Source organism: Cryobacterium sp. TMT1-2-2, assembly GCF_004403505.1.
GTDB lineage: Bacteria > Actinomycetota > Actinomycetes > Actinomycetales > Microbacteriaceae > Cryobacterium > Cryobacterium flavum.
Genome location: NZ_SOGS01000014.1, coordinates 26065 through 52459, shown reverse-complemented (window position 1 = coordinate 52459; position 26395 = coordinate 26065). Strand labels below are relative to the sequence as shown.

The 26395-nt window shown below is 65.6% G+C and carries 24 protein-coding genes; 17 read left to right on the top strand and 7 right to left on the bottom strand.

The window, feature by feature from the left end; all coding sequences use genetic code 11:
* Positions 1-293: 293 nt before the first annotated feature.
* The 3 genes from E3T35_RS09320 to E3T35_RS09310 all read right to left on the bottom strand — a co-directional run bounded on the left by E3T35_RS09320 (position 294) and on the right by E3T35_RS09310 (position 2915).
* A complete protein-coding gene (locus E3T35_RS09320; RefSeq protein WP_134378699.1) occupies positions 294-2114 on the bottom strand; it encodes a glycoside hydrolase family 15 protein in 1821 nt (606 codons plus the stop codon).
* A gap of 62 nt (positions 2115-2176) precedes the next feature.
* A complete protein-coding gene (locus E3T35_RS09315) occupies positions 2177-2611 on the bottom strand; it encodes a hypothetical protein (RefSeq protein ID WP_134378697.1) in 435 nt (144 codons plus the stop codon).
* A 115-nt stretch (positions 2612-2726) separates the two neighbouring features.
* Positions 2727-2915, bottom strand: a complete 189-nt coding sequence (locus E3T35_RS09310; protein WP_092341404.1) for a hypothetical protein — start codon at positions 2913-2915, stop codon at positions 2727-2729.
* A 159-nt stretch (positions 2916-3074) separates the two neighbouring features.
* Between E3T35_RS09310 and E3T35_RS09305 the strand changes: the two genes are divergently transcribed.
* The 11 genes from E3T35_RS09305 to E3T35_RS09255 all read left to right on the top strand — a co-directional run bounded on the left by E3T35_RS09305 (position 3075) and on the right by E3T35_RS09255 (position 16671).
* On the top strand, positions 3075-5285 hold the full coding sequence (locus tag E3T35_RS09305) for a bifunctional alpha,alpha-trehalose-phosphate synthase (UDP-forming)/trehalose-phosphatase (RefSeq protein WP_241988799.1): 2211 nt from the start codon (positions 3075-3077) through the stop codon (positions 5283-5285).
* Between the two features lie 31 nt (positions 5286-5316).
* Positions 5317-7011, top strand: coding sequence for a dihydroxy-acid dehydratase (ilvD, locus tag E3T35_RS09300; protein ID WP_134378693.1), 1695 nt, complete (start codon positions 5317-5319; stop codon positions 7009-7011).
* A gap of 96 nt (positions 7012-7107) precedes the next feature.
* A complete protein-coding gene (locus E3T35_RS09295) occupies positions 7108-8901 on the top strand; it encodes an acetolactate synthase large subunit (RefSeq protein ID WP_134344626.1) in 1794 nt (597 codons plus the stop codon).
* Positions 8902-8903: 2 nt separating this feature from the next.
* Positions 8904-9413, top strand: a complete 510-nt coding sequence (ilvN, locus tag E3T35_RS09290; protein WP_166789896.1) for an acetolactate synthase small subunit — start codon at positions 8904-8906, stop codon at positions 9411-9413.
* A 46-nt stretch (positions 9414-9459) separates the two neighbouring features.
* Positions 9460-10488 carry a ketol-acid reductoisomerase gene (gene ilvC / locus E3T35_RS09285; RefSeq protein ID WP_134344625.1) on the top strand — a complete coding sequence of 343 codons (1029 nt, stop codon included), beginning with the start codon at positions 9460-9462 and terminating at the stop codon, positions 10486-10488.
* Between the two features lie 78 nt (positions 10489-10566).
* Positions 10567-11241: a DUF998 domain-containing protein gene (locus E3T35_RS09280; RefSeq protein ID WP_134378689.1), complete on the top strand. Its 675-nt coding sequence runs from the start codon at positions 10567-10569 to the stop codon at positions 11239-11241.
* Between the two features lie 87 nt (positions 11242-11328).
* The gene (locus tag E3T35_RS09275; RefSeq protein ID WP_134378687.1) at positions 11329-12972 is read left to right on the top strand and encodes an alkaline phosphatase; all 1644 of its coding nucleotides are present in this window, start codon (positions 11329-11331) and stop codon (positions 12970-12972) included.
* Positions 12969-14294 (top strand): alkaline phosphatase family protein, encoded by a 1326-nt coding sequence (locus E3T35_RS09270; RefSeq protein ID WP_241988798.1) that lies wholly within the window; start codon positions 12969-12971, stop codon positions 14292-14294. Before E3T35_RS09275 ends, E3T35_RS09270 begins: the two co-directional genes overlap by 4 nt.
* Before the next feature lie 161 nt (positions 14295-14455).
* A complete protein-coding gene (locus E3T35_RS09265; protein ID WP_134378685.1) occupies positions 14456-15757 on the top strand; it encodes an Nramp family divalent metal transporter in 1302 nt (433 codons plus the stop codon).
* Positions 15758-15787: 30 nt separating this feature from the next.
* Positions 15788-16303, top strand: coding sequence for a DNA polymerase III subunit gamma/tau (locus E3T35_RS09260; protein ID WP_134378683.1), 516 nt, complete (start codon positions 15788-15790; stop codon positions 16301-16303).
* Positions 16300-16671, top strand: a complete 372-nt coding sequence (locus E3T35_RS09255; protein WP_134378681.1) for a hypothetical protein — start codon at positions 16300-16302, stop codon at positions 16669-16671. Before E3T35_RS09260 ends, E3T35_RS09255 begins: the two co-directional genes overlap by 4 nt.
* Here the strand turns inward: E3T35_RS09255 and E3T35_RS09250 are convergent, their stop codons facing one another.
* On the bottom strand, positions 16672-17067 hold the full coding sequence (locus E3T35_RS09250) for a DoxX family membrane protein (protein WP_134378679.1): 396 nt from the start codon (positions 17065-17067) through the stop codon (positions 16672-16674). It abuts the gene before it with no gap.
* An 86-nt stretch (positions 17068-17153) separates the two neighbouring features.
* Here E3T35_RS09250 and serA point away from each other — a divergent pair, with 86 nt between their 5' ends.
* Positions 17154-18746 carry a phosphoglycerate dehydrogenase gene (gene serA / locus E3T35_RS09245; protein ID WP_092341414.1) on the top strand — a complete coding sequence of 531 codons (1593 nt, stop codon included), beginning with the start codon at positions 17154-17156 and terminating at the stop codon, positions 18744-18746.
* 58 nt (positions 18747-18804) lie between these two features.
* Here serA and E3T35_RS20030 read toward each other — a convergent pair whose 3' ends face one another.
* Positions 18805-19368, bottom strand: a complete 564-nt coding sequence (locus E3T35_RS20030; protein ID WP_134344617.1) for a TetR/AcrR family transcriptional regulator — start codon at positions 19366-19368, stop codon at positions 18805-18807.
* A 274-nt stretch (positions 19369-19642) separates the two neighbouring features.
* On the opposite strand from E3T35_RS20030, the gene E3T35_RS09235 reads away from it, so the two are divergent.
* Positions 19643-21136, top strand: a complete 1494-nt coding sequence (locus E3T35_RS09235) for an MFS transporter (RefSeq protein WP_241988800.1) — start codon at positions 19643-19645, stop codon at positions 21134-21136.
* An 88-nt stretch (positions 21137-21224) separates the two neighbouring features.
* Here the strand turns inward: E3T35_RS09235 and E3T35_RS09230 are convergent, their stop codons facing one another.
* Positions 21225-21476, bottom strand: a complete 252-nt coding sequence (locus E3T35_RS09230; RefSeq protein ID WP_092341415.1) for a DUF6458 family protein — start codon at positions 21474-21476, stop codon at positions 21225-21227.
* Positions 21477-21588: 112 nt separating this feature from the next.
* Here E3T35_RS09230 and E3T35_RS09225 point away from each other — a divergent pair, with 112 nt between their 5' ends.
* Genes E3T35_RS09225 through E3T35_RS09215 form a run of 3 tightly spaced genes read left to right on the top strand, consistent with a single transcriptional unit; the run spans position 21589 to position 24534 of the window.
* Positions 21589-22659, top strand: coding sequence for a 3-isopropylmalate dehydrogenase (locus tag E3T35_RS09225; protein ID WP_134378677.1), 1071 nt, complete (start codon positions 21589-21591; stop codon positions 22657-22659).
* Positions 22656-23753, top strand: a complete 1098-nt coding sequence (locus E3T35_RS09220; RefSeq protein ID WP_134344615.1) for a branched-chain amino acid aminotransferase — start codon at positions 22656-22658, stop codon at positions 23751-23753. The genes E3T35_RS09225 and E3T35_RS09220 overlap by 4 nt, the downstream gene beginning before the upstream one ends.
* Before the next feature lie 40 nt (positions 23754-23793).
* Positions 23794-24534 (top strand): fumarylacetoacetate hydrolase family protein, encoded by a 741-nt coding sequence (locus E3T35_RS09215; protein WP_134378675.1) that lies wholly within the window; start codon positions 23794-23796, stop codon positions 24532-24534.
* A 107-nt stretch (positions 24535-24641) separates the two neighbouring features.
* Here E3T35_RS09215 and E3T35_RS09210 read toward each other — a convergent pair whose 3' ends face one another.
* Positions 24642-25238, bottom strand: a complete 597-nt coding sequence (locus E3T35_RS09210; RefSeq protein ID WP_241988797.1) for a TetR/AcrR family transcriptional regulator — start codon at positions 25236-25238, stop codon at positions 24642-24644.
* A 110-nt stretch (positions 25239-25348) separates the two neighbouring features.
* Between E3T35_RS09210 and E3T35_RS09205 the strand changes: the two genes are divergently transcribed.
* Positions 25349-26383 (top strand): NADP-dependent oxidoreductase, encoded by a 1035-nt coding sequence (locus E3T35_RS09205; protein WP_134378671.1) that lies wholly within the window; start codon positions 25349-25351, stop codon positions 26381-26383.
* The last annotated feature ends 12 nt before the right edge of the window (positions 26384-26395 follow it).

Sequence of the window (26395 nt, the reverse complement as noted above, 5' to 3'; positions counted from 1 at the left end):
TCCACAATCGGCACTGGCGGGTCCTATTCCTCGACGAAACATACTGGCTGCAACCTCCGGTCGAGACTGATCCCGAGCAAACCCTGATTGCGCTGCCCAGCAAGAACCCGCTCATGCAGGAGCCGACGCTGCTCGAAGCGCCGCAGTAGCGTTACGCGGCGGCCAGCTCAGACCGGTCGCGTTGGACGATTGCGGTCGACAAGCTCGACCGACGAGATGGTTGGGCTCCACACCTTGGGTCCCGACGGGGCGGGACGATCGAGGGGCTCTACCCGACGATCAGGCTTTGCGACCTACGTGCCGTTCGGCGTGCTCGCCGCCGAGTCGGCGAGCACCGAGGCGGCGCGGCCGGCCATGATCGCATCCGCTGCCCGCACCAGCGCCAGGTGTGAGAGCGCCTGCGGAGTGTTGCCCATCTGGTGTCCGTTGGTCACGTCGTATTCTTCCGAGAGCAGCCCCACATCGTTCACGAAGCCGAGCAGGGTGTCCATGAGCGCGGTGGCGTCGTCGAGGCGTCCCGAGGCGGCGTATTGCTCGACCAACCAGAACGAGCAGGCCAGAAACGGATGCTCACCCGGCGGCAGGCCATCCACGGCGGCGCGCGTGCGATACCGCAGGAGCAGGCCATTGTGGCTGAGATCCGCCTCGATCGCGGCCACGGTGCCGAGCATGCGCGGATCAGTGGGCGCGCAGAAGCCGACCTGCGGGAGCACGAGGAGGGAGGCATCCACTTCGGTGCTGCCGTAGTACTGCACGTAGCTGTTTCGAATTACGTCAAAGCCGCTGCTCTCGATGTCGGCGCGCACCTCGTCACGCAGGGTCTTCCACCGGTCGAGCGGACCGTCGAGGCCGTACTCCTCGATGCCGCGCACCGCACGGTCGAAGGCGGCCCAGACCATCACCCGCGAGTGGGTGAACTCGCGGGCTTGACCGCGCACCTCCCAGATTCCCTGGTCGGCACGGCGCCAGTTTTTCTCGAGAAAGCCCATAAGGGCACGCTGCAGCGGCCAAGAGAACTCGTTCTCCTGCACCCCGGCCGCGCGGGCAGCGTGCAGGGCCACCATAACCTCGCCGATCACATCGGACTGAAACTGGTCGACTGCGCCGTTGCCGACCCGCACGGGGGAGGCGCCATCGTAGCCGGGCAGGCTGGTCAGTTCACGCTCGGGCAGATAGCGCTCGCCGGAGAGTCCGTACATGATCTGAACATCGCACGGATCGCCGGCAATGGCGCGCAGCAGCCAGGCCCGCCAGCCGTCGGCTTCCACCTCGTAGCCGTGGCTGAGCAGTACTTCGAGCGTGAGTGAGGCGTCGCGGAGCCAGACGTAGCGGTAGTCCCAGTTACGAGTGCCGCCGGCCTGCTCGGGCAGCGACGTCGTCGCCGCCGCCACGATGCCGCCGGTCTGCTCGTGGGTCAGGGCGCGCAGCACGAGCAGCGAGCGCACGACCTCGGCGCGCAGCGGCCCCTCGTGACTGCAACTCGACGCCCAGTTCTGCCACCAGGCGCAGGTCGAGGCGTGGACAGCGTCAATGTCGATGGCCGGCGGAACCTCGCGATGCGAGGGATACCAGGTCATCTGCGCGTCGACCGTCTCGTCGGCGGTGAGCTCGAAGTGTGACACGTGGCGATGATCCGAGGCGCGTAGCTTGGGGCCGCGCACCACGATGGCGTCGGGGCCGGCGATCGCCACGAGGCCGCGCACCTTCTCGCCCTTCAGCTGCCGCACCCAGGGCACGGTCGTGGCGTAGCCGAAGCGAAATCGCAGGTCCTGGACCATCTGCACCGTGCCGCTGATGCCGCGCACGCGCCGCACCAGGTCGGCCCGACCATCGCCGTGCGGCATGAAATCGAGCACCTCGACCTGGCCGGTAGAAGTGGTCCACACCGTCGAGAGCACGAAGGTGTCGCCCTGGTAGCTGCGCACGGCCGTGGCTGTCGTATCGGCGGGGGCCAGTAGCCAGCGGCCGTGGTTCTCGTCACCGAGCAACGCGCCGAACAGCGAGGCGGAGTCGTAGCGCGGCAGGCAGAGCCAATCGATGCTCCCGTCGCGTCCGACGAGGGCCGCCGAGTGGCAGTCACTGATGAGCGCGTAGTCCTCGATATTGAGTGCCATCAGGCCATCCTGTCAGCAGCAGGGTGAGAATTCGCTCCGGATCGGCGCGGCGGGCAGCCGGATCAGGCGACCAAACGAGCCGAGGCGAGCGTTGCTGACGCCTTGTCGATCCAGGCAGCGGATGCCGCGGCCACCTCGGCATCGCTCGTCGGGGCCGGCACCGGCAACGCTGCGGCCGGTTCGCTCCAGGTGGTGATCGGCGCCGGAGTCCAGGACAGCGCGGTCGGCTCACCGCTGGTCTCACCGCGCAGTGCGGCTTGCTCGGTCGTAATGGCCTCGGTGAGCTCGGTCGCGATCTCCCTGGCTTTCAACCCGTGAAAGATGACCTCGGTGTCGTCCGAGCTGCGGGCCACCAGGGTCCAGGCGCCGTGCTCGCCGACCAGCGCACTGAGCTTGTCGTGCAGCAGCTCGAAGATTTGCTCGTCGCGCAATACCGGAGCCGGAGCGATACTCATCGCTGCGCTCGCGGCCAAACGTCGGCGTCGACGACCAAACATGACAAGCCCCTTCCAAACACACGATCACTCTGTTGCAACCAGCAACAAACTTCTTCGTCCATTTTCGGTGACACAATGCCTGTGGGACGGTGGACACGCCGCAAAAGCGCGGAAGTCAGCTCGCAATCTTGCGTTTATTGGCATCTTCGATGACGGTGCCGACGGCGACAGCGGCGCTCAGAGCCCAGCCGAGCCACAGCATTACCAGGCGCCAATCCCGGGGGCCGTGCCGCGTAGCCTGCACGGTGTTCCAGCCGCCGGCAATCACGCCGATCATCGCACTATTGAATACGAACTTTCGCATGTGAACCTCCGGCATCAGGTTACCCGGGAATGGGCGCTGGACGGCTGGTAACCTTGGTAGGGCAACACAGGTGTGCACCTCGGGTGTGCCCGGAACGGATGATCCATTACTTCTTCAGCCGAATCCACACGGTCCCAGACTGACCCAGGAGCGCCCATCGTGCCCGTCGATACTCCGGCCGGCACCTACACGCTCGTCGTCGTCTCGAACCGCCTTCCGGTGGATTATGAGGAGGGTGCCGACGGCGCCGTCACCTGGCGTACGTCGCCCGGCGGGCTGGTCACCGCGCTCGAACCGCTGATGCGCTCTTCGCACGGAGCCTGGGTCGGCTGGCCGGGCGTCGCCGACCGCGACTTCGAACCGTTCGAGAACGACGGCATCTCCCTGGTTCCGGTGCGGCTGAATGAAGCCGACATTGAGGACTACTACGAGGGCTTCTCCAACGACACCCTGTGGCCGCTGTACCACGACGTCATCGCGCCGCCGAGCTTTCACCGCGAGACCTGGGATGCCTACGTCGCGGTCAACCGCCGATTCGCTGCCGCCGCCGCAGCGGTGGCCGCCCCGGGTTCCACGGTCTGGGTGCACGACTACCAGCTGCAGCTCGTGCCCCGCATGCTGCGCGAAGCCCGCCCCGACCTGGTCATCGGATTCTTCAATCACATTCCATTTCCGCCATATGGCATATACGCGCAGCTGCCCTGGCGCAAACAGATCCTGCACGGCCTGCTCGGCGCCGACGTCATCGGCTTTCAACGGGCAGCGGATGCCGGCAACTTCTCCCAAGCGGTGCGTCGCCTCTACGGCTATCCCACCCGCGGCGTCGTCATCGACGTGCCGACCGGCGAGAACGGCGACAGCCGACGCGTCATCGCCAAACACTTTCCGATCTCGATCGACGCGGCCGCCTACGAAGAACTCGCCCGGCGCCCCGAGATCCAGGCCCGCGCACGGCAGATTCGTGAAGACCTCGGCAACCCGAAAACCCTCATGCTCGGCGTCGACCGGCTCGACTACACCAAGGGTATCGGGCACCGCATCAAGGCCTTCGGAGAACTGCTCGCCGACGGACGACTGAGCGTCGAAGATGTCACCCTGGTGCAGGTCGCCAGCCCGTCCCGTGAACGCGTCAGCACCTACATGGCCCTGCGCGACGAGATCGAACTCGCAGTCGGCCGCCTCAACGGTGATTTCTCCACCATCAGCCACACCGCCATCAGCTACCACCACCACAGTTACCCGCGCGAAGAAATGGTCGCGATGTACCTCGCCGCCGACGTGATGCTGGTCACAGCCCTGCGCGACGGAATGAACCTCGTCGCCAAGGAATACGTGGCCGTGCGCTTCGACGTGGACGGCGTTCTCGTTCTAAGCGAGTTCGCCGGCGCCGCTGACGAACTCAAACAGGCCATCCTGATCAACCCGCACGACATCGACGGCACCAAGGATGCGATCGTGCGCGCGGTCGAGATGCCCAAACGTGAGCGCACCAGACGTATGCGCGCGCTCCGCCGCAAGGTCGCCGAGAACGACGTCGCCGCCTGGTCGGCCTCGTTCCTGCGCGCGCTCACCGGGGGAGCGGCAGTACCGGCCGGAATCCCGGACGACCTCGATCAGGCGCTGCAGAGCATTGCGGGCGCCGAAAATCTGCTGATCGCCCTCGACTTCGACGGCACCCTCGCCCCCCACGTCGACCACCCCGAAGATGCCCGCGCCATCGCCGGCACCCGGGAAGCAGTGCAGGCCCTGCTCGACCTGCCGGGCGTGCGCGTCGCGTTCGTTTCCGGCCGGGCACTGGTCAGCCTGCAACACGTCGCCCAGCCGCAGAGCGCGGTGCTGCTCACCGGCTCGCACGGCATCGAGGTGCAGCTGGACACCCCCGAGATCGAGCTCAACCTGCTCTCCACCGAGCTCGAGCAACTCGACACCCTCGCCCGGGTGCTCGAAACCATCTCCGGGTCCATTGCCGGCACCACGATTGAACGCAAGCCCGCCGGCCTGGCCCTGCACACCCGCCTGGCCACCGAGAAAGACGGCCAGACCGCGCAGGGTCAGGCGCGCGACCAACTCGGTGACCAGCTGCCAGGGCTGACCATTCGAGAAGGCAAGAACGTGCTGGAATTCTCGGTGCGCTCCAGCACCAAGGGTGATGCCCTCGCGAAACTGCGCGATTACACCGGCGCCGACCGAGTGTTCTACGCCGGCGACGACGTGACCGACGAGGATGCCTTCGCCGCCCTCGACGAGGATGACGTCGGTCTCAAAATCGGTCAGGGCGCAACCCTCGCCGGCTACCGGGTGCGCAGCCCGCAGGAGGTCACCCAGGTTCTGGTGCGCATCGCCGCATTGCGCTCTGGCCGTTCGCTCTGACCGGGCCCGCCAAGGTTCTAGACTCGGAAGCATGTCTGAGATCGATGTGAAACCCCGTAGCCGCGACGTCACCGATGGGATCGAGGCCACCACCTCCCGTGGCATGCTCCGTGCAGTCGGCATGGGCGACGCTGACTGGGACAAGCCCCAGATCGGTATTGCGAGCTCCTGGAACGAGATCACACCCTGCAATCTCTCGCTGGACCGCCTAGCGCAGGCCGCTAAAGAGGGCGTGCATTCCGGTGGCGGTTACCCGCTGCAGTTCGGCACCATTTCCGTCTCCGACGGCATCTCGATGGGGCACGAGGGCATGCACTTCTCCCTGGTCTCCCGCGAGGTCATCGCCGACTCGGTCGAGGTCGTCATGCAGGCCGAACGCCTCGACGGCAGTGTACTGCTGGCTGGCTGCGACAAGTCCCTGCCCGGCATGCTCATGGCCGCCGCCCGCCTCGACCTCGCGAGCGTGTTCCTCTACGCCGGATCGATCGCCCCGGGGTGGGTCAAGCTCAGCGACGGCACCGAAAAAGACATCACCATCATCGACTCGTTCGAAGCCGTCGGAGCGGTCAAGGCCGGCCGCATGAGCGAAGCGGACGCCAAGCGCATCGAGTGTGCATTCGCTCCCGGCGAGGGTGCCTGCGGCGGTATGTACACGGCCAACACCATGGCCAGCGTGGCTGAGGCCCTCGGAATGAGCCTGCCGGGGTCGGCGAGCCCGGCATCCGCTGATCGTCGCCGCGACTACTTCGCCCGCCGCTCCGGCGAAGCCGTCGTCAACATGCTGCGCCTCGGCATCACCGCCCGCGACATTCTTACCCGCAAGGCGTTCGAGAACGCCATCGCCGTGGCCATGGCCTTCGGCGGATCCACTAACGTCGTGCTGCACCTGCTCGCCATCGCCCGCGAGGCCGAGGTCGAGCTCACCCTGGACGACTTCAACCGCATCGGCGACAAGGTGCCGCACATCGGCGACCTCAAGCCCTTCGGCAAGTACGTCATGAACGACGTCGACCGTCAGGGCGGCGTTCCCGTCGTCATGCGCGCGCTCCTTGAAGCTGGCCTGATTCACGGCGACGCGCTCACCGTCACCGGCAAGACCGTGGCCGAGAACCTGGCCGAGATCGACCCGCCCGACCTCGACGGCGAGGTGCTGCGCACCCTTGACAACCCCATTCACAAGAGCGGTGGCATCACCATCCTCAAGGGCACCTTCGCCCCCGAGGGGGCTGTGGTGAAGACCGCCGGATTTGACGCGACCGTGTTCGAAGGACCGGCTCGGGTGTTCGAGCGGGAACGCGGCGCGATGGACGCGCTTACCGACGGCAAAATCTACAAGGGTGACGTCGTCATCATCCGCTATGAAGGACCCAAGGGTGGGCCGGGAATGCGCGAGATGCTGTCGATCACGGCCGCCATCAAGGGCGCGGGCCTCGGCTCCGATGTACTACTATTAACGGACGGTCGATTCTCAGGCGGCACAACCGGACTGTGTATCGGCCACATAGCACCCGAAGCGGTGGACGCAGGTCCAATCGCCTTCGTGCGCGATGGGGATCTGATACGGGTCGATATCGCAGCTCGCACGCTTGACCTACTGGTCGCACCTGCTGAGCTGGCCGCCCGCCGAGAAGGCTGGGCGCCTCTTCCCCCGCGCTACACCCGCGGCGTCCTCGCCAAGTACGCCAAGCTCGTGCACTCAGCCGCTGAAGGCGCCATTACCGGCTAACAGCACGTACCGGCCGACATTACCGGCTGAACGCACCGGCCGACCTCGCTCAGCGGCACCCCCAACCAATCGATTCGAAGTAGGGATTCAACGATCATGACCACGGAAACCACTCCCGTGCCCTCAGCTCCCGCATCTGCGGAGCCGGAAATGCTCACCGGCTCGGGCGCCATTATTCGCACCCTCGAACTGCTCGGCGTGACCGACGTCTTCGGTATTCCCGGCGGCGCTGTCATTCCGCTCTACGACGAGCTCATGACGCAAGACAAGATCCGCCACATTCTGGTGCGCCACGAACAGGGTGCCGGCCACGCCGCCGAGGGCTATGCATCCGCCACCGGTCGCGTCGGCGTCGCCATCGCCACGAGCGGTCCGGGCGCCACCAACCTCGTCACCGCCATAGCGGATGCCTACATGGACTCGGTTCCGCTGCTCGCGATCACCGGCCAGGTCTTCTCCACCTCGATGGGAACGGACGCCTTCCAGGAGGCCGACATCATCGGCATCACCATGCCGATCACGAAGCACTCCTTCTTGGCCCGTACCGCGGAAGAGATTCCGGCCGCGATCGCTTCGGCCTATCACATCGCATCGACCGGCCGCCCCGGCCCGGTGCTCGTGGACATCACCAAGGACGCGCAGCAAAACCTCGCGCCGTTCATCTGGCCGCCCAAACTCGACCTGCCCGGATACCGGCCGATCGTGAAGGCCCACGGCAAGCAGGTGCAGGCGGCAGCCCAGCTGCTGCTCGCCGCGAAGAAGCCCGTGCTGTACGTGGGCGGCGGTGTCATTCGCGCCCACGCATCCGCTGAACTGCTCGCGCTGGCTGAGGCGACCGGTGCACCCGTCGTAACCACCCTCATGGCCCGTGGTGCCTTCCCCGACTCGCACCCGCAGCACCTCGGCATGCCGGGCATGCACGGCACGGTTCCGGCCGTGCTCTCGCTGCAGGAAAGTGACCTCATCATTTCGCTCGGAGCACGCTTCGACGACCGGGTGACCGGAAAAATCAGCGAATTCGCGCCCAACGCGAAGATCGTGCACGTTGACGTCGACCCGGCGGAGATCTCCAAGATCCGCCTGGCCGATGTACCCATCGTCGGTGATGCCAAGGACGTCATTGCTGACCTGACTTTGGCCTGGGCCGAGGCCGCCCAGGGGACTGCCCCCGACACGACCGAGTGGTGGACTTATCTGCATGGCCTGAAGGAGGAGTTCCCGCTCGGTTTCACCGAACCGACCGACGGACTGCTGGCCCCGCAGTATGTGATCCAGCGCATCGGTGAGCTCACCGGCCCCGAAGCCGTCTATGCGGCCGGCGTCGGCCAGCACCAGATGTGGGCGGCGCAGTACATCAAGTACGAGCGCCCCAACTCCTGGCTCAACTCCGGTGGCGCTGGCACCATGGGCTATTCCGTGCCCGCGGCGATGGGTGCCAAGGTCGCCGAACCCGACCGTGTGGTCTGGTCGATCGACGGTGACGGCTGCTTCCAGATGACGAACCAGGAGCTCGCGACCTGCACCATCAACAAGATTCCGATCAAGGTCGCGATCATCAACAACTCCTCGCTCGGCATGGTGCGCCAGTGGCAGTCGCTGTTCTACGACGGACGTCACTCATTCACCGACCTCAACACCGGTCACGGCACCGCCATGGTGCCGGACTTCGTCAAAATGGCGGATGCCTATGGCGCGCTCGGCATTCGTGTCACCAGCAAGGACCAGGTTGATGACGCCATCAAACTGGCCCTCGCCACCAACGACCGCCCGGTCGTGATCGACTTCATCGTGAGCCCCGGCGCCATGGTCTGGCCGATGGTTCCGCAGGGAGTCAGCAACAGCTTCGTGCAGTACGCCAAAGATCACGCACCGACCTGGGGAGAAGAATAACCGTGACGAGCCACGTTCTGAGTCTGCTCGTCGAGGACAAGCCCGGCCTGCTCACGCGCGTCGCCGGCCTGTTCGCGCGCCGCGGCTTCAACATTGAAAGCCTCGCCGTGGGCCACAGCGAGATCCCCGGCCTGTCCCGCATCACGATTCTGGTCGACGTCGAAGACATACCGCTCGAGCAGGTGACCAAGCAGCTGAACAAGCTGATCAACGTCATCAAGATTGTCGAGCTCGACCCGGCCCAGTCGGTGCAGCGCGAACACCTCCTGATCAAGGTCAAGGTCGACAACACCACCCGTTCTCAGGTACTCGAAGCCGTGAATCTGTTTCGAGCCCGCGTCGTCGACGTGTCAACGGATGCCGTCGTGATCGAGGTCACCGGCGACAGCGGAAAGACGCAGGCGTTGCTGCGCGTTCTCGAGCCGTTCGGCATTCGCGAGCTCGCGCAGTCGGGCCTGCTCGCCATCGGCCGCGGTAGCAAATCGATCACCGAGCGCGTCTTCAAAAACTAACGTTTTCAGCTTTTTCTAACAATCAATTCACGAGGAGAGATACACATTGTCTGAGATTTTCTACGACAAAGACGCCGACCTGTCGATCATTCAGGGCAAGAAGGTGGCCGTCATCGGCTACGGCTCGCAGGGTCACGCCCACGCACAGAACCTGCGCGACTCCGGCGTTGAGGTCAAGATCGGCCTGAAGGACGGCTCCAAGAGCAAGGCCAAGGCCGAAGAAGCTGGCTTCACCGTGCTCTCCACAGCGGATGCCGCAGCCTGGGCCGACGTCATCGTCATCCTCGCACCCGACCAGGTGCAGCGTCACCTGTACAAGGATGATGTGCTGCCGAACCTCACCGCCGGCAAGGCACTCGTCTTCGGCCACGGATTCAACATCCGTTTCGGCTACATCACCGCTCCCGACGGCGTCGACGTCGTCATGGTTGCCCCCAAAGGACCCGGCCACACTGTGCGCCGCGAATTCGAAGCCGGTCGCGGCGTTCCCGTGATCGTCGCCGTCGAGAAGGATGCCTCTGGTAACGCCTGGCCGCTCACCCTGAGCTACGCCAAGGCGATCGGTGGCCTGCGCGCCGCCGGTATCAAGACCACCTTCACCGAAGAAACCGAAACCGACCTGTTCGGCGAGCAGGCCGTGCTCTGCGGTGGTACCTCACAGCTGATCCAGTACGGCTTCGAGGTTCTCACCGAAGCCGGCTACCAGCCGCAGGTCGCCTACTTCGAGGTGCTGCACGAGCTCAAGCTCATCGTCGACCTCATGTGGGAGGGCGGCATCGCCAAGCAGCGTTGGAGTGTCTCCGACACTGCCGAGTACGGCGACTACGTCTCCGGCCCGCGCGTCATCGACCCGAGCGTCAAGGAGAACATGAAGGCCGTTCTCGCCGACATTCAGAGCGGCGCGTTCGCCGAACGTTTCATTGCCGACCAGGACAACGGCGGTGTGGAATTCCTCGCCCTGCGCAAGAAGGGCGAAGAGCACCCGATCGAGGCCACCGGCCGCAGCCTGCGCAAGCTGTTCGCGTGGAACGCGTCGACCGACGACGACTACACCGACGGATCGGTCTCGCGCTAGCGGCATCCGCTTGAATCAGTGAAGGGGCCCTCGTTCGCGAGGGTCCCTTCGTGCGTTCCCAACGACAGACTGGTCGATATGGCACTTTCCGGCACCGGCACGCGCCGGATGAGTTCGCTGCGGCACAGCCTGGCGACCGTGGCCATGGTCGGCGTCGTGCTGTATGTGCTCATCGACGTGGTGCTGCAATTTCTGCCGCCGCACTACAGCCCGATCAGTGACGCCGAGAGCAACCTCGCCGTCGGCCCGTACGGGTGGATCATGAACGTCAATTTTCTGGGCCGCGCGCTGTTCTGCATCGCCGCCGTCGCGGCGATCGCCCTGGCCTACCGGGCTCTGCTGCCTCCGCGCCGCGACGGGGTGCTCGGCGTCGGCCTCGGGCTGTTTCTGGTGGGGGGAGCCAGCTCGGCCGTTCTCGCATTCTTCCCGACCGATGTCAGCGCGGCGCACGCGTCGACCCTGGAGACGTCCACGACGGTCGGGGCCATCCACCTCGCGGTCGCTACAGCCGGCTTTGTCAGCGCCCTCATCGCGATCCTGGTGCTGACGATCTGGCTGCGGGTGAACCGCTTCTTGCCGCAGGCATTACCGTGGGCGGTCGCGTTCGCCGCACTCACCCTGACCGGTCTGCTCGCAGTCGTCGCCGCCAGTATCTGGGCGCCCGGTGTGGTCGGCCTCGCGGAGCGCCTGGCCCTCGTGGGTATTCTGGGGTGGACCTGGTGCGTGAGCGCCGGAATCCGTCGACTGGCCTGACGTACACCAGCCGGCCCGCGCTGAACACTCGGTGAACAGAATGATCTCACTGCGAAGTATTCGTCAGTCACCCCCCAAACTGGGGCGATGCCTACCCTCTCTCGACGTGACCTTTTCTCGGCCGGTGTTTTCGTTGTTGCCGGCGCCGCAGCAGCGACCGTGGGCGGCCAGCCAGCCAGCTCGAACGCCGCCGTCCTGTCCGCCGGCACCCGATTCGACCACGGCGTCGCCTCTGGAGACCCGCTGCCCGACGGTATCCTGCTCTGGACTCGGGTCACTCCGACGACCGAGGCCGCACCCGGGTCGGGCCTGGGCCCCGACGTCTCGGTGACCTGGGAGGTGGCAGAGGACTCGGGCTTTTTGCGGGTCGCAGCGAGGGGCAAGACCATAACCGGTGCAGCCCGGGATCACACGGTGAAGGTGATACCCACCGGGCTGCGGCCGTCCACCAGCTACTGGTTTCGCTTCCGCTCCGGCGGAGTCGCCTCCCCGGTCGGTCGCACCAAGACAGCCCCGGCCGCCGGCGTCGCCATCGATCGCCTGCGCCTCGGTGTCGTGTCCTGCGCCAACCTGCAGGCGGGTTTCTTCACCGCGTACCGCCACCTGGCCGATCGCGGCGACCTCGACGTCGTGCTGCACCTCGGGGACTACCTCTACGAATACGGCGTCGGTGAGTACCAGGCCCGTGACGTGGTCGTGCGGCCACACGACCCCACGACCGAAATGATCACCCTCGAGCACTACCGTCGTCGGCACGCGCAGTACAAAACCGACCTCGACCTGCAGGCGCTGCACGCCGCGGTGCCCTTCATCGTCACCTGGGACGACCACGAATCCGCCAACGATGCCTGGTCGGAGGGTGCCGAAAACCACACCGAGGGCGCCGAGGGCACCTGGAAGGCGCGGCGGGAGGCGTCCCAGCAGGCTTATGCCGAGTGGATGCCGGTGCGCTACGACGTGGGCGGCCAGCTCTATCGTCGCTTCGGCTTCGGCGACCTGGCGAGTGTGTCGATGCTCGACCTGCGCAGCTACCGCAGCGCGCAGGCCGCGAACATGGTCAGCGCCGACATCTCCAGCCCCGACCGCACCATCACCGGCACCGCACAAATGGACTGGCTACTCGACGGGTTCACGCAAACCGACACGCAGTGGAAACTCGTGGGGAACCCGGTCATGATCGCGCCTGTGCGCTTTCCGTCGACGTTGTCCACCGCCGAGATCGGGGGAGTGCAGGCCCTCCTCGGTACAACGACGATCGACGGCGTGCCGTACAACGTCGACCAGTGGGACGGCTACACCGCCGATCGCAGTCGTGTGATCAGTCACCTGCGCGACCACGGCGTCACGGATACCGTCTTCCTCACCGGGGACATCCACTCCGGCTGGGCCTGCGACATTCCGGCCGACCCGCTTACCTACCCGACAACCGGCACCTCCGTCGCCACCGAACTGGTCTGCACCTCGGTGACCAGCGACAATCTGGACGACATTCTCGGGGTGCCGCCGCGCACCGCGTCCGTCGCCGTTGAAACCGCGTTCCGGACCGCGAACCCGCACGTCAAGTACCTCGACTTCGACTCGCACGGCTTCTCCGTGCTCGAGGTGACACCGGCAGCGGTGCGGATGGACTGGTACGTACTGTCGGAGCGCACCAGCCCGGCGTCCACGAGCTCGCTGTCGACGTCGTTCCGGGTCGCGGCCGGCACGCAGACGGTGACGGCCGCGTTGTGAGCGCCCTCGATTCGCTGGCAGCGGTGGGCGGAGCAGAAGGCACGGCCAACCGTCGGACATTTCTCAAGATTGCCGTGGGCGCCGGAGCTGCCGTCGTGCTCTCCGCAGCGCCGGGAGCGGCCTGGGCCGCGGAATCCGCTTCTGCAGACCCGGGAGTCCCCGCCGACCGTACCCGGGTGTACGTGCTGGTCATTGACGGATGCCGCCCCGATGAGATCACGCCCGAGCTCACGCCCCGTCTGCACGCCCTGCGGACACAGGGCGTCAATTTTCCGGCGGCCCGGTCGCTCCCCATCATGGAGACCATCCCCAATCACGTCATGATGATGACTGGCGTCCGGCCGGACCGGTCCGGTGTTCCGGCGAATGCCGTCTACGACCGTGCTGAAGGTGTCGTGCGCACCCTGGACCGACCGGGTGATTTGCGCTTTTCGACCGTCCTCGAGCGACTGCGAACCGGAGGGCTGACCACCGGATCGGTGCTCAGCAAGGAATACCTGTTCGGAATATTCGGCGAACGCGCCACCTACCGGTGGGAGCCGGCGCCGCTCGTCCCGGTGAGCGGCCACGCGCCGGACCAGTTCACGATGGATGCCCTCATCTCCCTGGTCACGGCGTCGGACCCCGACCTGGTCTTCGCTAACTTCGGTGATATCGACCGGGTCGGGCATTCTGACGAAACCGGCTCTTCGGTCAAGATCGCCCGCACCGCGGCTCTGGCCTTGAGCGACTCTCAGATTGGTCGTTTCATCGATCACCTGGTCGCTGTCGGGCTCTGGGAGAGCAGTGTGATCATGGTGCTCGCTGACCATTCGATGGATTGGTCGATCCCGTCGAACGTGATCTCGGTTGATCTGATTTTGCAGAATCACCCGGAACTGCGCGAGCAGGTGGTCATCGGCCAGAACGGCGGCGCCGACCTGATGTACTGGGTGGGCAGCGACGCGGGCCGTGCTGCCGGACTCGCCGAAGTCCGTGCTCTGGTCGCGGCCCACGAGGGGGTGCTCGCGGTGTATGAACCCGCAGAGCTGCGACTGGGCGACGAGGCCGGTGACCTCGTGGCCTACTGCCGGGCGGGCTGGCGCTTTTCCGATCCGGCCGTGCTGTCTAATCCGATTCCGGGCAATCACGGGCATCCGACGACGGAGCCGATTCCGTTCTTCATTTCCGGTGGAAGCCCGCGCGTGCGCCCCGGAATCACCCTGTCGGACCCGGCGCGCACGATGGACGTCGCACCAACGGTGGCCGCCTTGTTCGGTCTGGCAGCGCCGGCCGGTGGCTATGACGGAGTCGACCGGGCGGTGGCCTTCACCTCCGCGTGACAACCCGTTGATTACTCCATTATGGGTAGAGTCGAGGAATGCACCGGTCGCATGGCCGGTTCAGCTGGTCCTGTGCACCGACGCACAGCTTCGCTGCAGGTCTACCCTTAAACGGATGTCTGCGGGGCCGCCCGCTCCACTCGCGTAAGGCCGGCCGCACCATGACCTCAGGCAAAAATCTCGACGATTCGAAGCTGGTCGCACCGGCGACGCTCGACCCGGATGGCAAACTTCCCAAGTGGAAGATTGTCGGCCCCGGCCTCGTCGTGGCCGCCACCGGCGTGGGAGCGGCCGACATGGTCGCCACCCTCGTGGCCGGCTCGCGCTACGGCTACGCCCTGCTCTGGGCGGTCATCCTCGGCGTGATCCTCAAGATCGTGCTGGTCGAGGGCGCCGGACGCTACACCCTCGCCACCGGCAAAACCATCTTCGAGGGCTGGCGGTCCCTCGGTAAATGGACCACCTGGTACTTCGGTCCGTACATCATGCTGTGGGGCTTCGTCTATGGCGCCACTGCCATGTCCTCGGCCGCTCTGCCCCTCGCGGCACTGTTCCCGCTGCTCCCGCTGCCGGTCTGGGCGGTCTTGATGGGTGTCGCCGGACTCACCATGGTCTGGTTCGGCCGGTATGCCATCTTCGAGAAGATCACCGCGGTACTCGTGGGCATCATGTTCGTGACGGTCGTCGGCCTCGCCGTCATCGCCGCCCCCGATTTTCCCGCCATGCTGCGCGGTCTCGTGCCGATCATCCCCGAGGGCGGCGTTCTCTACACGCTCGCCCTGGCCGGCGGCGTCGGCGGCACGATCACCCTGGCCGCCTATGGCTACTGGCTGCGCGAAAAGGGCTGGTCTACGCCGCGCTGGATGAAGGTCATGCGCATCGACAACCGCATGGCCTACGTCATGACCGGCATCTTCGTCGTGGCCATGCTCATCGTCGGCGCCGAAGTGGTCGGTGCCGCTGGCATCACCCTGAGCGCCGGCGACAAGGGCCTGCTCGACCTGTCGACTGTGCTCAATGAGAAGTACGGCGCCGTCGTCGGCACCGGCTTTCTGGTGGGCTTCTGGGCGGCCTCCTTCTCGTCGATCATCGGCGTGTGGAACGGCGTGAGCCTCATGTTCGCCGATTTCTGGGGCAATATGCGCGGCAAGAAGTCGGGTCACCCCGACACCATGGTCGGCGGCAAGTACTTCAAGTTCTACCTGTTGTGGCTCACCTTCCCGCCGATGATCCTGTTCCTGCTCGGCTCGCCGATTGGGCTGATCCTCGCCTACGGCGTACTCGGCTCGCTGTTCATGCCGTTCCTCGCCATCACCCTGCTCGGCCTGCTGAACGGCAAGCGCATCCCGCACGAGTGGCGCAATCGCTGGTTCACCAATATCGCCCTGAGCATCTGCGCCCTGCTCTTCATCATTCTGGGCGTGCAGCAGCTGATCACGGCTGTCAAGCCGCTGTTCGGCTAGCCTCTGCCCGTAACCGGATACTCTGGAAAAATGAATCCGAGACGTGACGACGATGCGCTGAACTGGGCCGGCGACGACGACCCGACCCTGGTGCCGACGGGAAGCGGTCGGGCCGCGCCCGAACCAACCGGCCTGCCGGAGGGATGGACTATCCCAGAGCAGTCAGTGTCAGCCCAGCGAGCGGTCGAAACCGAGCCGGCCGATGACGGCACTGAATCGGATGCCGAACCGGATGCCGAACCGCAGAGCGCAGCGGTCAGTTCGGTCGCCCTCGTCGGCATGGGCATTCTCGCCGGCATGTACCTGCTGTACACGATCGGCTGGTTCATTGGAGTCGCTCGCATCGAGAAGCCGATCAGCGACCCGGTCGCCGAATTCATGTTCTCCCTCGGCGCTTGGCTCGCCGTGGCAGCGCCGCTGGTTTGGTTCGGGGTCACCTTCTGGCTCACCACGAGCCGTCCGCGGGCCCGACTGGTCTGGCTTCTGATCGGCGTCGTCGTTCTCGCCCCACTGCCCTTCATTATCGGATCAGGACCGGGCTCATGAGTGACACAGACGGGCGCACCGGCGACGCGACCACAGCCATCCGTCGTCGACCGCCGCGCTGGCTGCTGCTCGCCATCGCGATCTTCTTCGGGCTGTTCTATGCCTACGACGTGTGGGAAGCCATCGGCAACTTGGCCCTGCTCAACCTGCTGGCGCAGTCACTCGACACCCAGCTGAGCGCTTTCGGCTGGACCGTGCTGATTTTCGCGGTGATCCTGCCGATTCTGGTCTACGCGCTGGCCTACTGGCTCGGACGTAACCGGGCTTTCGGCGTGCAGGCCCTGACCCTGTTGGTCGGGATCTGCGCGGTTGCCGCTGTATCGCTGGACCTCGGTGCCCTATTCAGCCTGGCCCGATTGATCGTCTAGTCAGAGCACCGCGAGAACGATAAGGATCATCAGCACCAGCTGGGCGATGAGCCGGGGGACGAACGGAATCGCCACCCGCCCAAAGCGCTTCGGATGGCGCGCAGCGTAGGCGTTGGCCGGAAAGACCGCAGCCAGAAAGAGCACCAGCGCCCCGGCCGCGAGCACCCTGGTCGAGGGAACGAGCAGGCCAATGCCGCCGACAATCTCGCACACTCCGGTGAACAGTACGAGATTGACCGGGCTGGCCAAACCATCCCGGCGTAGGCGCGGCGGAATCATCGCCGCCATGGTGCGCTTGACCGCCGGTAGAAAATGGGTGACTCCGGCGCCGATGAGTACCACGGCGAGAATCACGCGCAGAATCAGTTGGAGTCCGTCTATTACGTCGCTGCTCATTGGTCTATTGTGCAGCCGGTAGGGTGGAAATCGAGTAGCGCCCTTTGTCGCGCCGCCGACACTTGCAATCTAAGGATCCGATTTTATTGTCGAAGCCCGTCGTCCTGATCGCCGAAGAACTTTCCCCCGCCACCGTCGATGCCCTCGGGCCCGACTTTGACATTCACCACGTCGACGGCACGGATCGCTCCGCGCTGTTCGCCGAGCTTGCCACCGCGCAGGCAGTTTTGGTGCGCTCAGCCACCAAAATGGATGCCGAAGCCATCAAAGCGTCGCCCTTTCTGAAGGTCATCGCCCGCGCCGGCGTCGGCCTGGACAACGTTGACATCAAGGCCGCCACCGCAGCCGGTGTCATGGTCGTCAACGCACCAACCTCCAACATCATCTCGGCCGCCGAGCTGACCGTGGGTCACATCCTGAGCTTGGCCCGGCACATTCCGGCCGCGTCAGGCGCCCTCGCCGACGGAGCCTGGAAGCGCTCCAAGTACACCGGCGTCGAGCTCTACGAAAAGACCATCGGCATCATCGGCCTCGGCCGTATCGGTGCGCTCATCACCGCCCGCATGCAGGCGTTCGGTACAAACGTCATCGCCTACGACCCCTACATCACCTCGGCCCGCGCCCAGCAGCTCGGCGTGACCCCGGTCACCCTCGACGAACTGCTCGCCCAGTCCGACTTCGTCACGATCCACATGCCGAAGACCCCCGAGACCACCGGCATGATCGGTGCCGCCCAGCTGGGGCTGATGAAGCCCACCGCGTTCGTCGTCAACGTCGCCCGCGGCGGACTCATCGACGAAGACGCCCTGCACGAAGCCCTCGTCGCCGGCACCATCGCCGGCGCCGGCCTCGACGTGTTTGTCAACGAACCGCCGACCGGTTCGCCGCTGCTCGGACTCGACAACATCATCACCACCCCGCACCTCGGCGCTTCGACCGACGAAGCGCAGGAAAAGGCCGGCGTCTCCGTCGCCAAGTCCGTGCGCCTCGCGCTCTCCGGCGAACTTGTTCCCGACGCGGTCAACGTGGCCGGCGGCGTCATCGACCCCTACGTGCGCCCCGGCATCCCGCTGGTCGAGAAGCTCGGCCAGGTGTTCTCCGGCCTCGCCGCGCACAGCCCGCTCACGAGCGTCGACATCGAGGTGCGCGGCGAACTCGTCGAGTACGACGTCAGCGTGCTCAAGCTCGCTGCGCTCAAGGGCATCTTCACGAACGTGGTCAGCGAAACCGTCTCGTACGTCAACGCACCGTTGCTGGCCGAGCAGCGCGGTGTCACGGTGCGCATGCTCACCGACGCCGAATCGCCCGAGTACCGCAACGTGATCACGCTGCGCGGTGCCCTCGCCGATGGTTCGCAGGTCTCCGTCTCGGGTACCCTCACGGGCACCAAGCAGATCGAGAAGATCGTCGAGATCAACGGCTACGACGTGGAGGTTCCCTTCGCCAAGAACCTCATCGTCATGCTCTACGCCGACCGCCCGGGAATCGTCGCCGTGTACGGTCGCGAATTCGGCGAGGCCAACATCAACATCGCCGGCATGCAGATCGCCCGTCACGTGGCCGGCGGCAAGGCGCTCAGCGTGCTGACCGTCGACTCCGAGGTTCCGGCCGGACTGCTCACCGCGGTGCGCGCCGCGATCGACGCCGAGATCATGGTGGCGATCGACCTCACCGAATAGGCCTGTTTAGAACGGATGCGAGTGGGCGCCTGCCCTGTAGGCGCCCACTCGTGTATCTCTAGGAGCCGGGCAGAAGCCGGCCGATCAGGGCAATCAGCCGCGTCATCGCCGCATCCGTGGGATCCTGCGGTGCCAGCTCGTTCTCGGCCAGTGAACTGTTGACGTAGAGACCGTCGCTGATCAGCATGATCGCCTGGGCGGTATCCGGGTCGTGCACGGCCTCTTCGATCACCGACAGCCAGCGCCGACGAATATCGGCGAGCACCTGCATGGCACGGGGATCCCGGCCCTGGGCCAAACGCGACCCGGCAATATAGGCGCGGTCGAGGGGACTGCCGGTGTGCACCGAGGTGCGAATGAGATAGTCGACCGGGCCGGCCGGGGCGGTGCGAATATTTTCGGCGTCCTGCAGGGCGAGCGCGTCCAACCGTGCCAGAACACCGTCGACCAGGGCGTCCTTCGACGCGAAGTGGTACAGCAGACCGCCCTTGGAGACTGCAGCGGCCGCCGCGACGGCATCGAGCGTCGCCGACCGCTCGCCGCCCTCGACCAGCAGGTCTTCGAAGGCGTCGAGCAGACGATCCCGGGTGGGAACGGATGGTGCGGCAGCATTTTTCGGCATATGGGCCATGGTAACGAACACGCAAACTCTCGGTCGGGCACGGGCGAACTAGACAACTATACCGTCTAGCCGGTACAGTTGAATTTGTTGCTCCGCCCGTGGCGGTCGAGAAAGAACCCAGAAAGTAAACGAGATCGTGTCTGCCCCCGCTGTTCCCACCAATTCCATTACCCTGCCCGGTATCGCCTCGAACCGCGCCGACCAAAGCCGTGCGGCAGAGAGTCGAAGCAGCGCGACGCGGGCAGCCGGATCGGCCAGCACCGCGGTATCCGCTTTGCCAGTACGGCACGACCGCAGGCGCTGGTGGGCCCTCGCGGTGCTCATGCTACCGGTACTGCTCGTGTCGATCGACAACACCGTGCTCAACTTCGCCCTGCCGGCGATCTCCACGGCCACCCTGCCGAGCGGTGTGCAGCTGCTCTGGATGGTTGACATCTACCCTCTGGTGCTGGCCGGACTGCTCGTGGCAATGGGCAGCCTGGGCGACCGCATCGGACGTCGCCGCCTGCTGATGATCGGTTCGGCCGGCTTCGGTGTGGTCTCGGTGTTCGCGGCCTTCGCCCCGAGCATCGAGGGGCTCATCATCGCCCGCGCCGCCCTCGGATTCTTCGGCGCCATGCTCATGCCGTCGACTCTGTCGCTGCTGCGTTCCACCTTCGTCGACCGCGACCAGCGTCGCCTCGCTATCGCGATTTGGGCCACCGGCTTTGCGGCTGGCAGCGCCCTTGGCCCGGTGGTCGGCGGCATTCTGCTCGAGCACTTCGCCTGGGGCTCGGTCTTTCTGATCGCCGTTCCCGTTCTGCTGCCGCTGCTCGTGCTGGCGCCAATTCTGGTGACCGAATCGCGGGATCCGCACCCGGGGCGCATCGACCTGCTCAGTATTGCCCTCTCACTCGGCACCATGCTGCCGATCGTCTACGGCATCAAGAGCATCGCCGAGCACGGCGTGACCTGGATCACGGTCGCCCCGGTCGCGCTCGGACTGGGGCTCGGCGTCTGGTTCGTGCGTCGACAGCTGCATGTGACGAACCCCATGCTCGACATGGGGCTGTTTCGACGCGGCGCTTTCAGCGGCGCGGTCGGCGTCAACCTGCTCAGTGTCACGGCGCTGGTCGGCTGCCTGTTCTTCATCTCGCAGCACCTGCAACTCGTGCTCGGGCTGTCGCCGTTGAACGCCGGGCTGGTGCTCGTTCCCGGCCTGGCCGCGATGATCGTGGCCGGACTGCTGATCGTGCCGATTGCACGCCGGGTACGGCCGTCGCGGGTGGTGCCCGTGGCGCTGCTGGTGTCGGTGGCTGGATTCGCGTCGATCGCGCTGCGCGGCGGTGCAATCGATGCGTTCTGGATCGGCGTCGCCTTCGTGCTGCTCGGCATCGGAATTGGCGCGGCCGAAACCGTCTCGAACGAGCTCATCGTGGCGACCGCGCCGGCCGACAAGGCAGGGGCGGCATCCGCTGTGTCTGAAACAGCCTACGAACTGGGAGCGGTGCTCGGAACGGCCGTACTCGGCACCATCCTCACCGTGTCCTACCGGGCGGCGGTACTGTTGCCGGACGGCCTGAGCGCGGCCGACCGGCTGGCGGCGGGGGAGACTCTCGGCGGAGCGGTGTCCGTGGCCGGCCATCTTTCGCCCGCGGCCGGGCAGCAGCTGCTCGAGTCGGCCCGACACGCCTTCGACAGCGGTGTGGGCCTGACCGCCTGGATCGGCGTCGCGCTGGTGCTCGGAGCGGCCGTCGTGGCGCTGCTGTCGCTGCGCCGGGCCCGCTAAAGCCCGCTAAAGCCCGCGAAAGCGAGTGAAGCGTTGTTTCGCGAGTGCTGAAGCAACACTTCACCCGCTTTCGCGTGCTGGGGCCGAGCTACAGGTCGTCGATCGAGTTCTCGCGACGCGTGACCTGCTCGCCGTTCGCCGGGTCGGCGATCGTGCGGGTGGTGCTTACGCTATTGCGGCGGCGGGTCATCAACACGATGCCGAGGATCGTCACCAGTGCTCCGGCCGCGAGCAAAATGTAGCCGACGAGCGTCAGATCAATGCCGGTGACGGTCACGTCGAGGGCCCAGACCAGAATGGCGCCGACGACGAGCAGAAAGATTCCTAGTCCGATACTCATGATTTCCTGCTTTCCGTTGGTGGTGCGCTAGGGACAAGCCTAGGCACTTCGGTGAGAAAGGTAAGGTTTGACTATACGCAATTCAGGTGATCATTGACTGTTTCGGAGCCACATGTCTCGTACTATCAAACTCGCTGTCATTCCCGGAGACGGGATTGGACCGGAAGTTGTCGCCGAGGCCGTGAAGGTACTCGGCGCCGTCACTGCCCGCGATGACGTCACGATTGAGACGAGCACCTTTCAGCTGGGTGCCGCGCGGTTCCTCGAAACCGGGGATGTACTCACGGATGCCGACCTCGCGTCGATCCAGCAGCACGACGCGATTCTGCTCGGTGCTGTCGGCGGCGTTCCCGGCGACCCACGCCTGAAAGACGCCAACATCGAGCGTGGGCTGCTGCTCGGCCTGCGCTTCGCACTCGACCACTATGTGAACCTGCGGCCCTGCACGATCTACCCCGGCGTCACGAGCCCGCTCGCCGCGCCCGGCGTGGTCGACTTCGTCGTTGTACGCGAAGGTACAGAGGGCCCCTACGTGGGCAACGGCGGCGCCATCCGTCGCGGCACGCCGCAGGAAGTCGCCAACGAGGTGTCGGTGAACACCGCCTACGGGGTGGAACGCGTTGTGCGGTACGCCTTCGAGGTGGCCCAGGGTCGCGAGCGCAAACGCCTCACCCTCGTGCACAAGACCAACGTGCTCGTTTTCGCCGGCGGTCTGTGGCAGCGCATCGTGAACGAGGTAGCCGCCGAGTACCCCCAGGTTGCGGTTGACTACCTGCATGTCGACGCGGCGACCATTTTCTTCGTCACGAATCCGAGTAGATTCGATGTACTCGTCACCGATAACCTTTTTGGCGATATTCTCACCGACCTGGCAGCGGCAATCAGCGGCGGCATCGGCTTGGCGGCCTCCGGCAATATCAACCCGACGGGTCGCTTTCCCAGCATGTTCGAGCCGGTGCACGGCTCGGCCCCCGATATCGCCGGCCAGCAACTCGCCGACCCGACCGCGGCCATCCTCTCGGTGGCACTGTTGCTCGATCATCTCGGGCTGACGGATGCCGCGGCTCACGTCAACGAGGCGGTCGCCGACGACCTTGCTCGCCGCTCCGCTCTCGTGCGACGCAGCACCGCTGAGGTGGGAGACGCCATCGTGACCCTTCTGACAGACAAGGTACTGAAATGACCGTGACTTTCCCCCTGACTTTTGCCCTCACTCCGTCGACCGACGCGCGCGCCGAGACCGAACGGGAAGAGATTCTGGCCGACCCGGGCTTCGGCAAGCACTTCACCGACCACATGGTCACGATCGACTGGTCGGTCGAAGCCGGCTGGCACGACGCGCGGGTCACCCCGTACGGCCCTTTGCTGCTCGACCCCGCCTCCTCGGTGCTGCACTACGGCCAGGAGATTTTCGAGGGCCTCAAGGCCTACCGGCACGCCGACAATTCGATCTGGACCTTCCGGCCCGAAAAAAATGCGCAGCGTCTCCAGCGTTCCGCCCACCGCCTCGCGCTGCCCGAACTGTCGGTGGCAGACTTCATCGAGTCGGTCAAGCAGATGATCGCGATCGACGGCGATTGGGTGCCCTCGGCGCCCGAGACCAGCCTGTACCTGCGTCCGTTCATGATCGCCAATGAGAGCTTTCTCGGGGTGCGTGCCGCCCACAAGGTGAGTTTCTACGTGATCGCGAGCCCCGCCGGCGCCTACTTCGCCGACGGTGTCGCCCCGGTGAAGATCTGGCTCTCGACCGAGTACTCCCGCGCCGGCCGCGGCGGGACCGGCGCCGCCAAATGCGGCGGAAACTACGCCGCCTCGCTGCTGCCGCAGATGGAAGCCTATGAGAACGGCTGCGCCCAGGTGCTCTTTCTCGACGGTGAAACCGGCAGCCACATCGACGAGTTGGGCGGCATGAACGTGTTCTTCGTGCACGGCACCGACACGCTTGTCACGCCGCGCCTGACCGGATCCATCCTCGAGGGCGTCACCCGCGACAGCATCATGCAACTCGCACGCGACCGCGGAATGACCGTGGAGGAGCGCGAGGTGACCCTGGGGGAGTGGCGTGAGGGTGTCGCATCCGGCGCCATCACCGAGGTCTTCGCCTGCGGAACCGCCGCCGTGGTCACGCCGATCGGTCAGGTCAAGGCGAAGGACTTCACCATCGGCGACCCGGATGCCCCCGCCGGTCAGATCACCCTGTCGCTTCGGCAAGAACTCACCGACATTCAGTATGGACGCGTGCCCGATCGTCACGGCTGGCTCACTCGACTAAACTGAAGCTTTTGGCCCTGTCTCGGGGCCGCGGAAGGCGCACAACGTGAAGATCGCACGCTACAGCTACCAGGGCGCCATTGCGTTCGGCATCGTTGACGAGCACGAACTGGTCGTGCTCACGAGTGACCCGATGTTCGCCGGCTTCGACACCACCGGCGACCGCGTGGCTTTGGCTGACGTGAAACTGCTCGCCCCGGTGATTCCACGCTCCAAGATCGTGGCGGTGCAGCAGGCGGGCGCCGAGCCGGTGTTTGTACTGAAGCCCAACACCGCCGTCGTCGGGCCGGGCGACGCCATCGTGCTGCCGGCAGCCTCCGAACGTGTCGAGGTCGACGGCCAACTCGCCATTATTATCGGCAAGATTGCCAAGAATGTCTCGGTAGCGGATGCCACCGGCCTCGTCTTCGGCTACACCGTCGCCACGGTCGTCACCGCGACCGACCTCGCCGAGCGGGATACGACCCGGGCCGGCGCCTTCGACACCTTCCTCCCGCTCGGACCCGTCATTGAGACCGACTTCGACGACGCGGCCACACCGCTGCGCGGCCTGATCAACGATGAGGAATTTCAGGCGGTGGAGCTCGGCGACGACGATTCGACCCCGACGGAGGAGACCGTCGCGGCCCTCGTCGCGTACGCCTCCAGCGTGTTCACCCTGCTGCCGGGCGACGTGATTCTGGCCGGGCCGATGGACACCGCCGCCGCCGTCGAGGACGGCGACACGGTCACGATGTCCATCGCAGGCATCGGAACCCTGGTGAACGCGGTCGTTCGCCCGGCCTGAGTTCGTGCGCCCCGTCGCTCCGGGCGCAGGTTCGGTAGCTGGGCGCACCGTATAACCTGCGCCTGGCTACACAAGGTGCGCCCGGACAAATAACTTGATCTTGTGGCTCAGATCACAGGGTCCGGGAACCAGTCCCTGATCTGGTTCGACGCCGTGGCCAGCAGGGCGATCGCCTCGTCGCGGTTGACCCGGGCCATCAGCATCGCGCTGATCGACAAGGAAGTCAGGGTGCGCACGCGCTCGTCGACGGATTCCGCCGCTGACGGCGACGGGGCTGCGGCGTTTTCGAGCGCGTGTCTTAACGCCTCGGACAGTTCGATGCGATATCCCTCCACGACTGCGCGGGTCGGCTCGTCGTGCGCAGCGAGGCCGGCGGCGCAATTGACCAGAAGGCATCCGGTCTGCGCTGAGTCGGGGGCCTGCGTGACCGTTGCGCGGGCGAGGCCGGCGAAGTACTCGAGCAGGGCTGAGGAATCGCGGGGGCTCGCTCGCAATCCGGCCAGCCGTGGCCGGATCACCGTCTCCAGATAGTCGGTGACCGCGGCGTCGAAGAGCCCGCGTTTGCTCCCGAACGCGTGGTACAGGCTGGACCGCCCGACGCCCGTGGCCGCCTCCAGCTCGGCCAGGGATGCGCCGTCGAACCCCTTGTCCCAGAACAGGTTTCGCGCAGCCTGCACGACCACTCCGCTGTCAAAGGTCTGCATCCGCCCCATGTTCGCTCCTTGAATCCTGTCCGACGATCGGACAATTTTGTGTACCGATGAGTCCACTATATAGTAAAACGATCGTTCTAGAACTAGCAGAGGAGCCGACCATGGCGTCAAGCACCGTCAGTACCCAAATCCAGCTCGTAAATCGTCCCGTCGGTTGGCCGACGGATGCGGACTTCCGCACCGTGACCGTCGACCTGCCGGAGCTTGCAGTCGGCCAGATTCGAGTCGCGAATGAATTCATCTCCGTCGACCCGTACATGCGTGGCCGGATGAACGATGTGAGGAGCTACATACCGCCGTTCGTGCTCGGTGAGACCATGACCGGCGCGGCTGTCGGCCGCGTCATCGCCTCCGCAAACGAGGCGTTCGCCATCGGCGACGTCGTCACCCATCAGTACGGCTGGCGTGACCTGGTGCAGGAGGACGCCGCCGGCTTCAGGGTCGTTCCCGAGCTCCCCGGCGTTCCGACCTCCGCTTACCTCGGCGTGCTCGGCATGACTGCACTGACTGCCTATGTCGGCCTGCTCGAGATCGCACAGCTCAAAGAAGGCGACACCGTGTTCGTCTCCGGCGCAGCGGGCGCGGTCGGCAGTATGGTCGGCCAGATCGCCCGGCTCAAGGGGGCCAAGCGCGTCATCGGCTCGGCCGGATCGCCCGAGAAGGTGGCCCTGCTCACCAGCAAGTACGGCTTTGACGCCGCGTTCAACTACAAGGACGGATCCATCACAGACCAGCTGGCCGTCGCAGCGCCAGACGGCATCGACGTTTATTACGACAATGTCGGAGGTGAACACCTCGAGGCAGCCCTCGCGTCGTTCAACGACGGCGGGCGTGCTGCCCTGTGCGGCGCGATCTCGCTCTACAACAGCACGGATGCCCCGGCCGGCCCCAACAATATGTCCAACATCGTCACCCGCGGCCTCACTCTGACGGGCTTCACGATCGGCAACTACTGGTCGCACCTCCCGGCGTTCTCCGCCGAGATGGCGAACTGGTTGGCTTCCGGTGAGATCGTCTTCGACGAGACCATCGTCGACGGCGTCGAGAACACCGTCGCGGCGTTCCTCGGCCTCATGCGCGGCGAGAACACCGGAAAGATGGTCGTGCGCACGGGCGAAACTGTTCCGGCGCTCTGAGCCGAATCAACA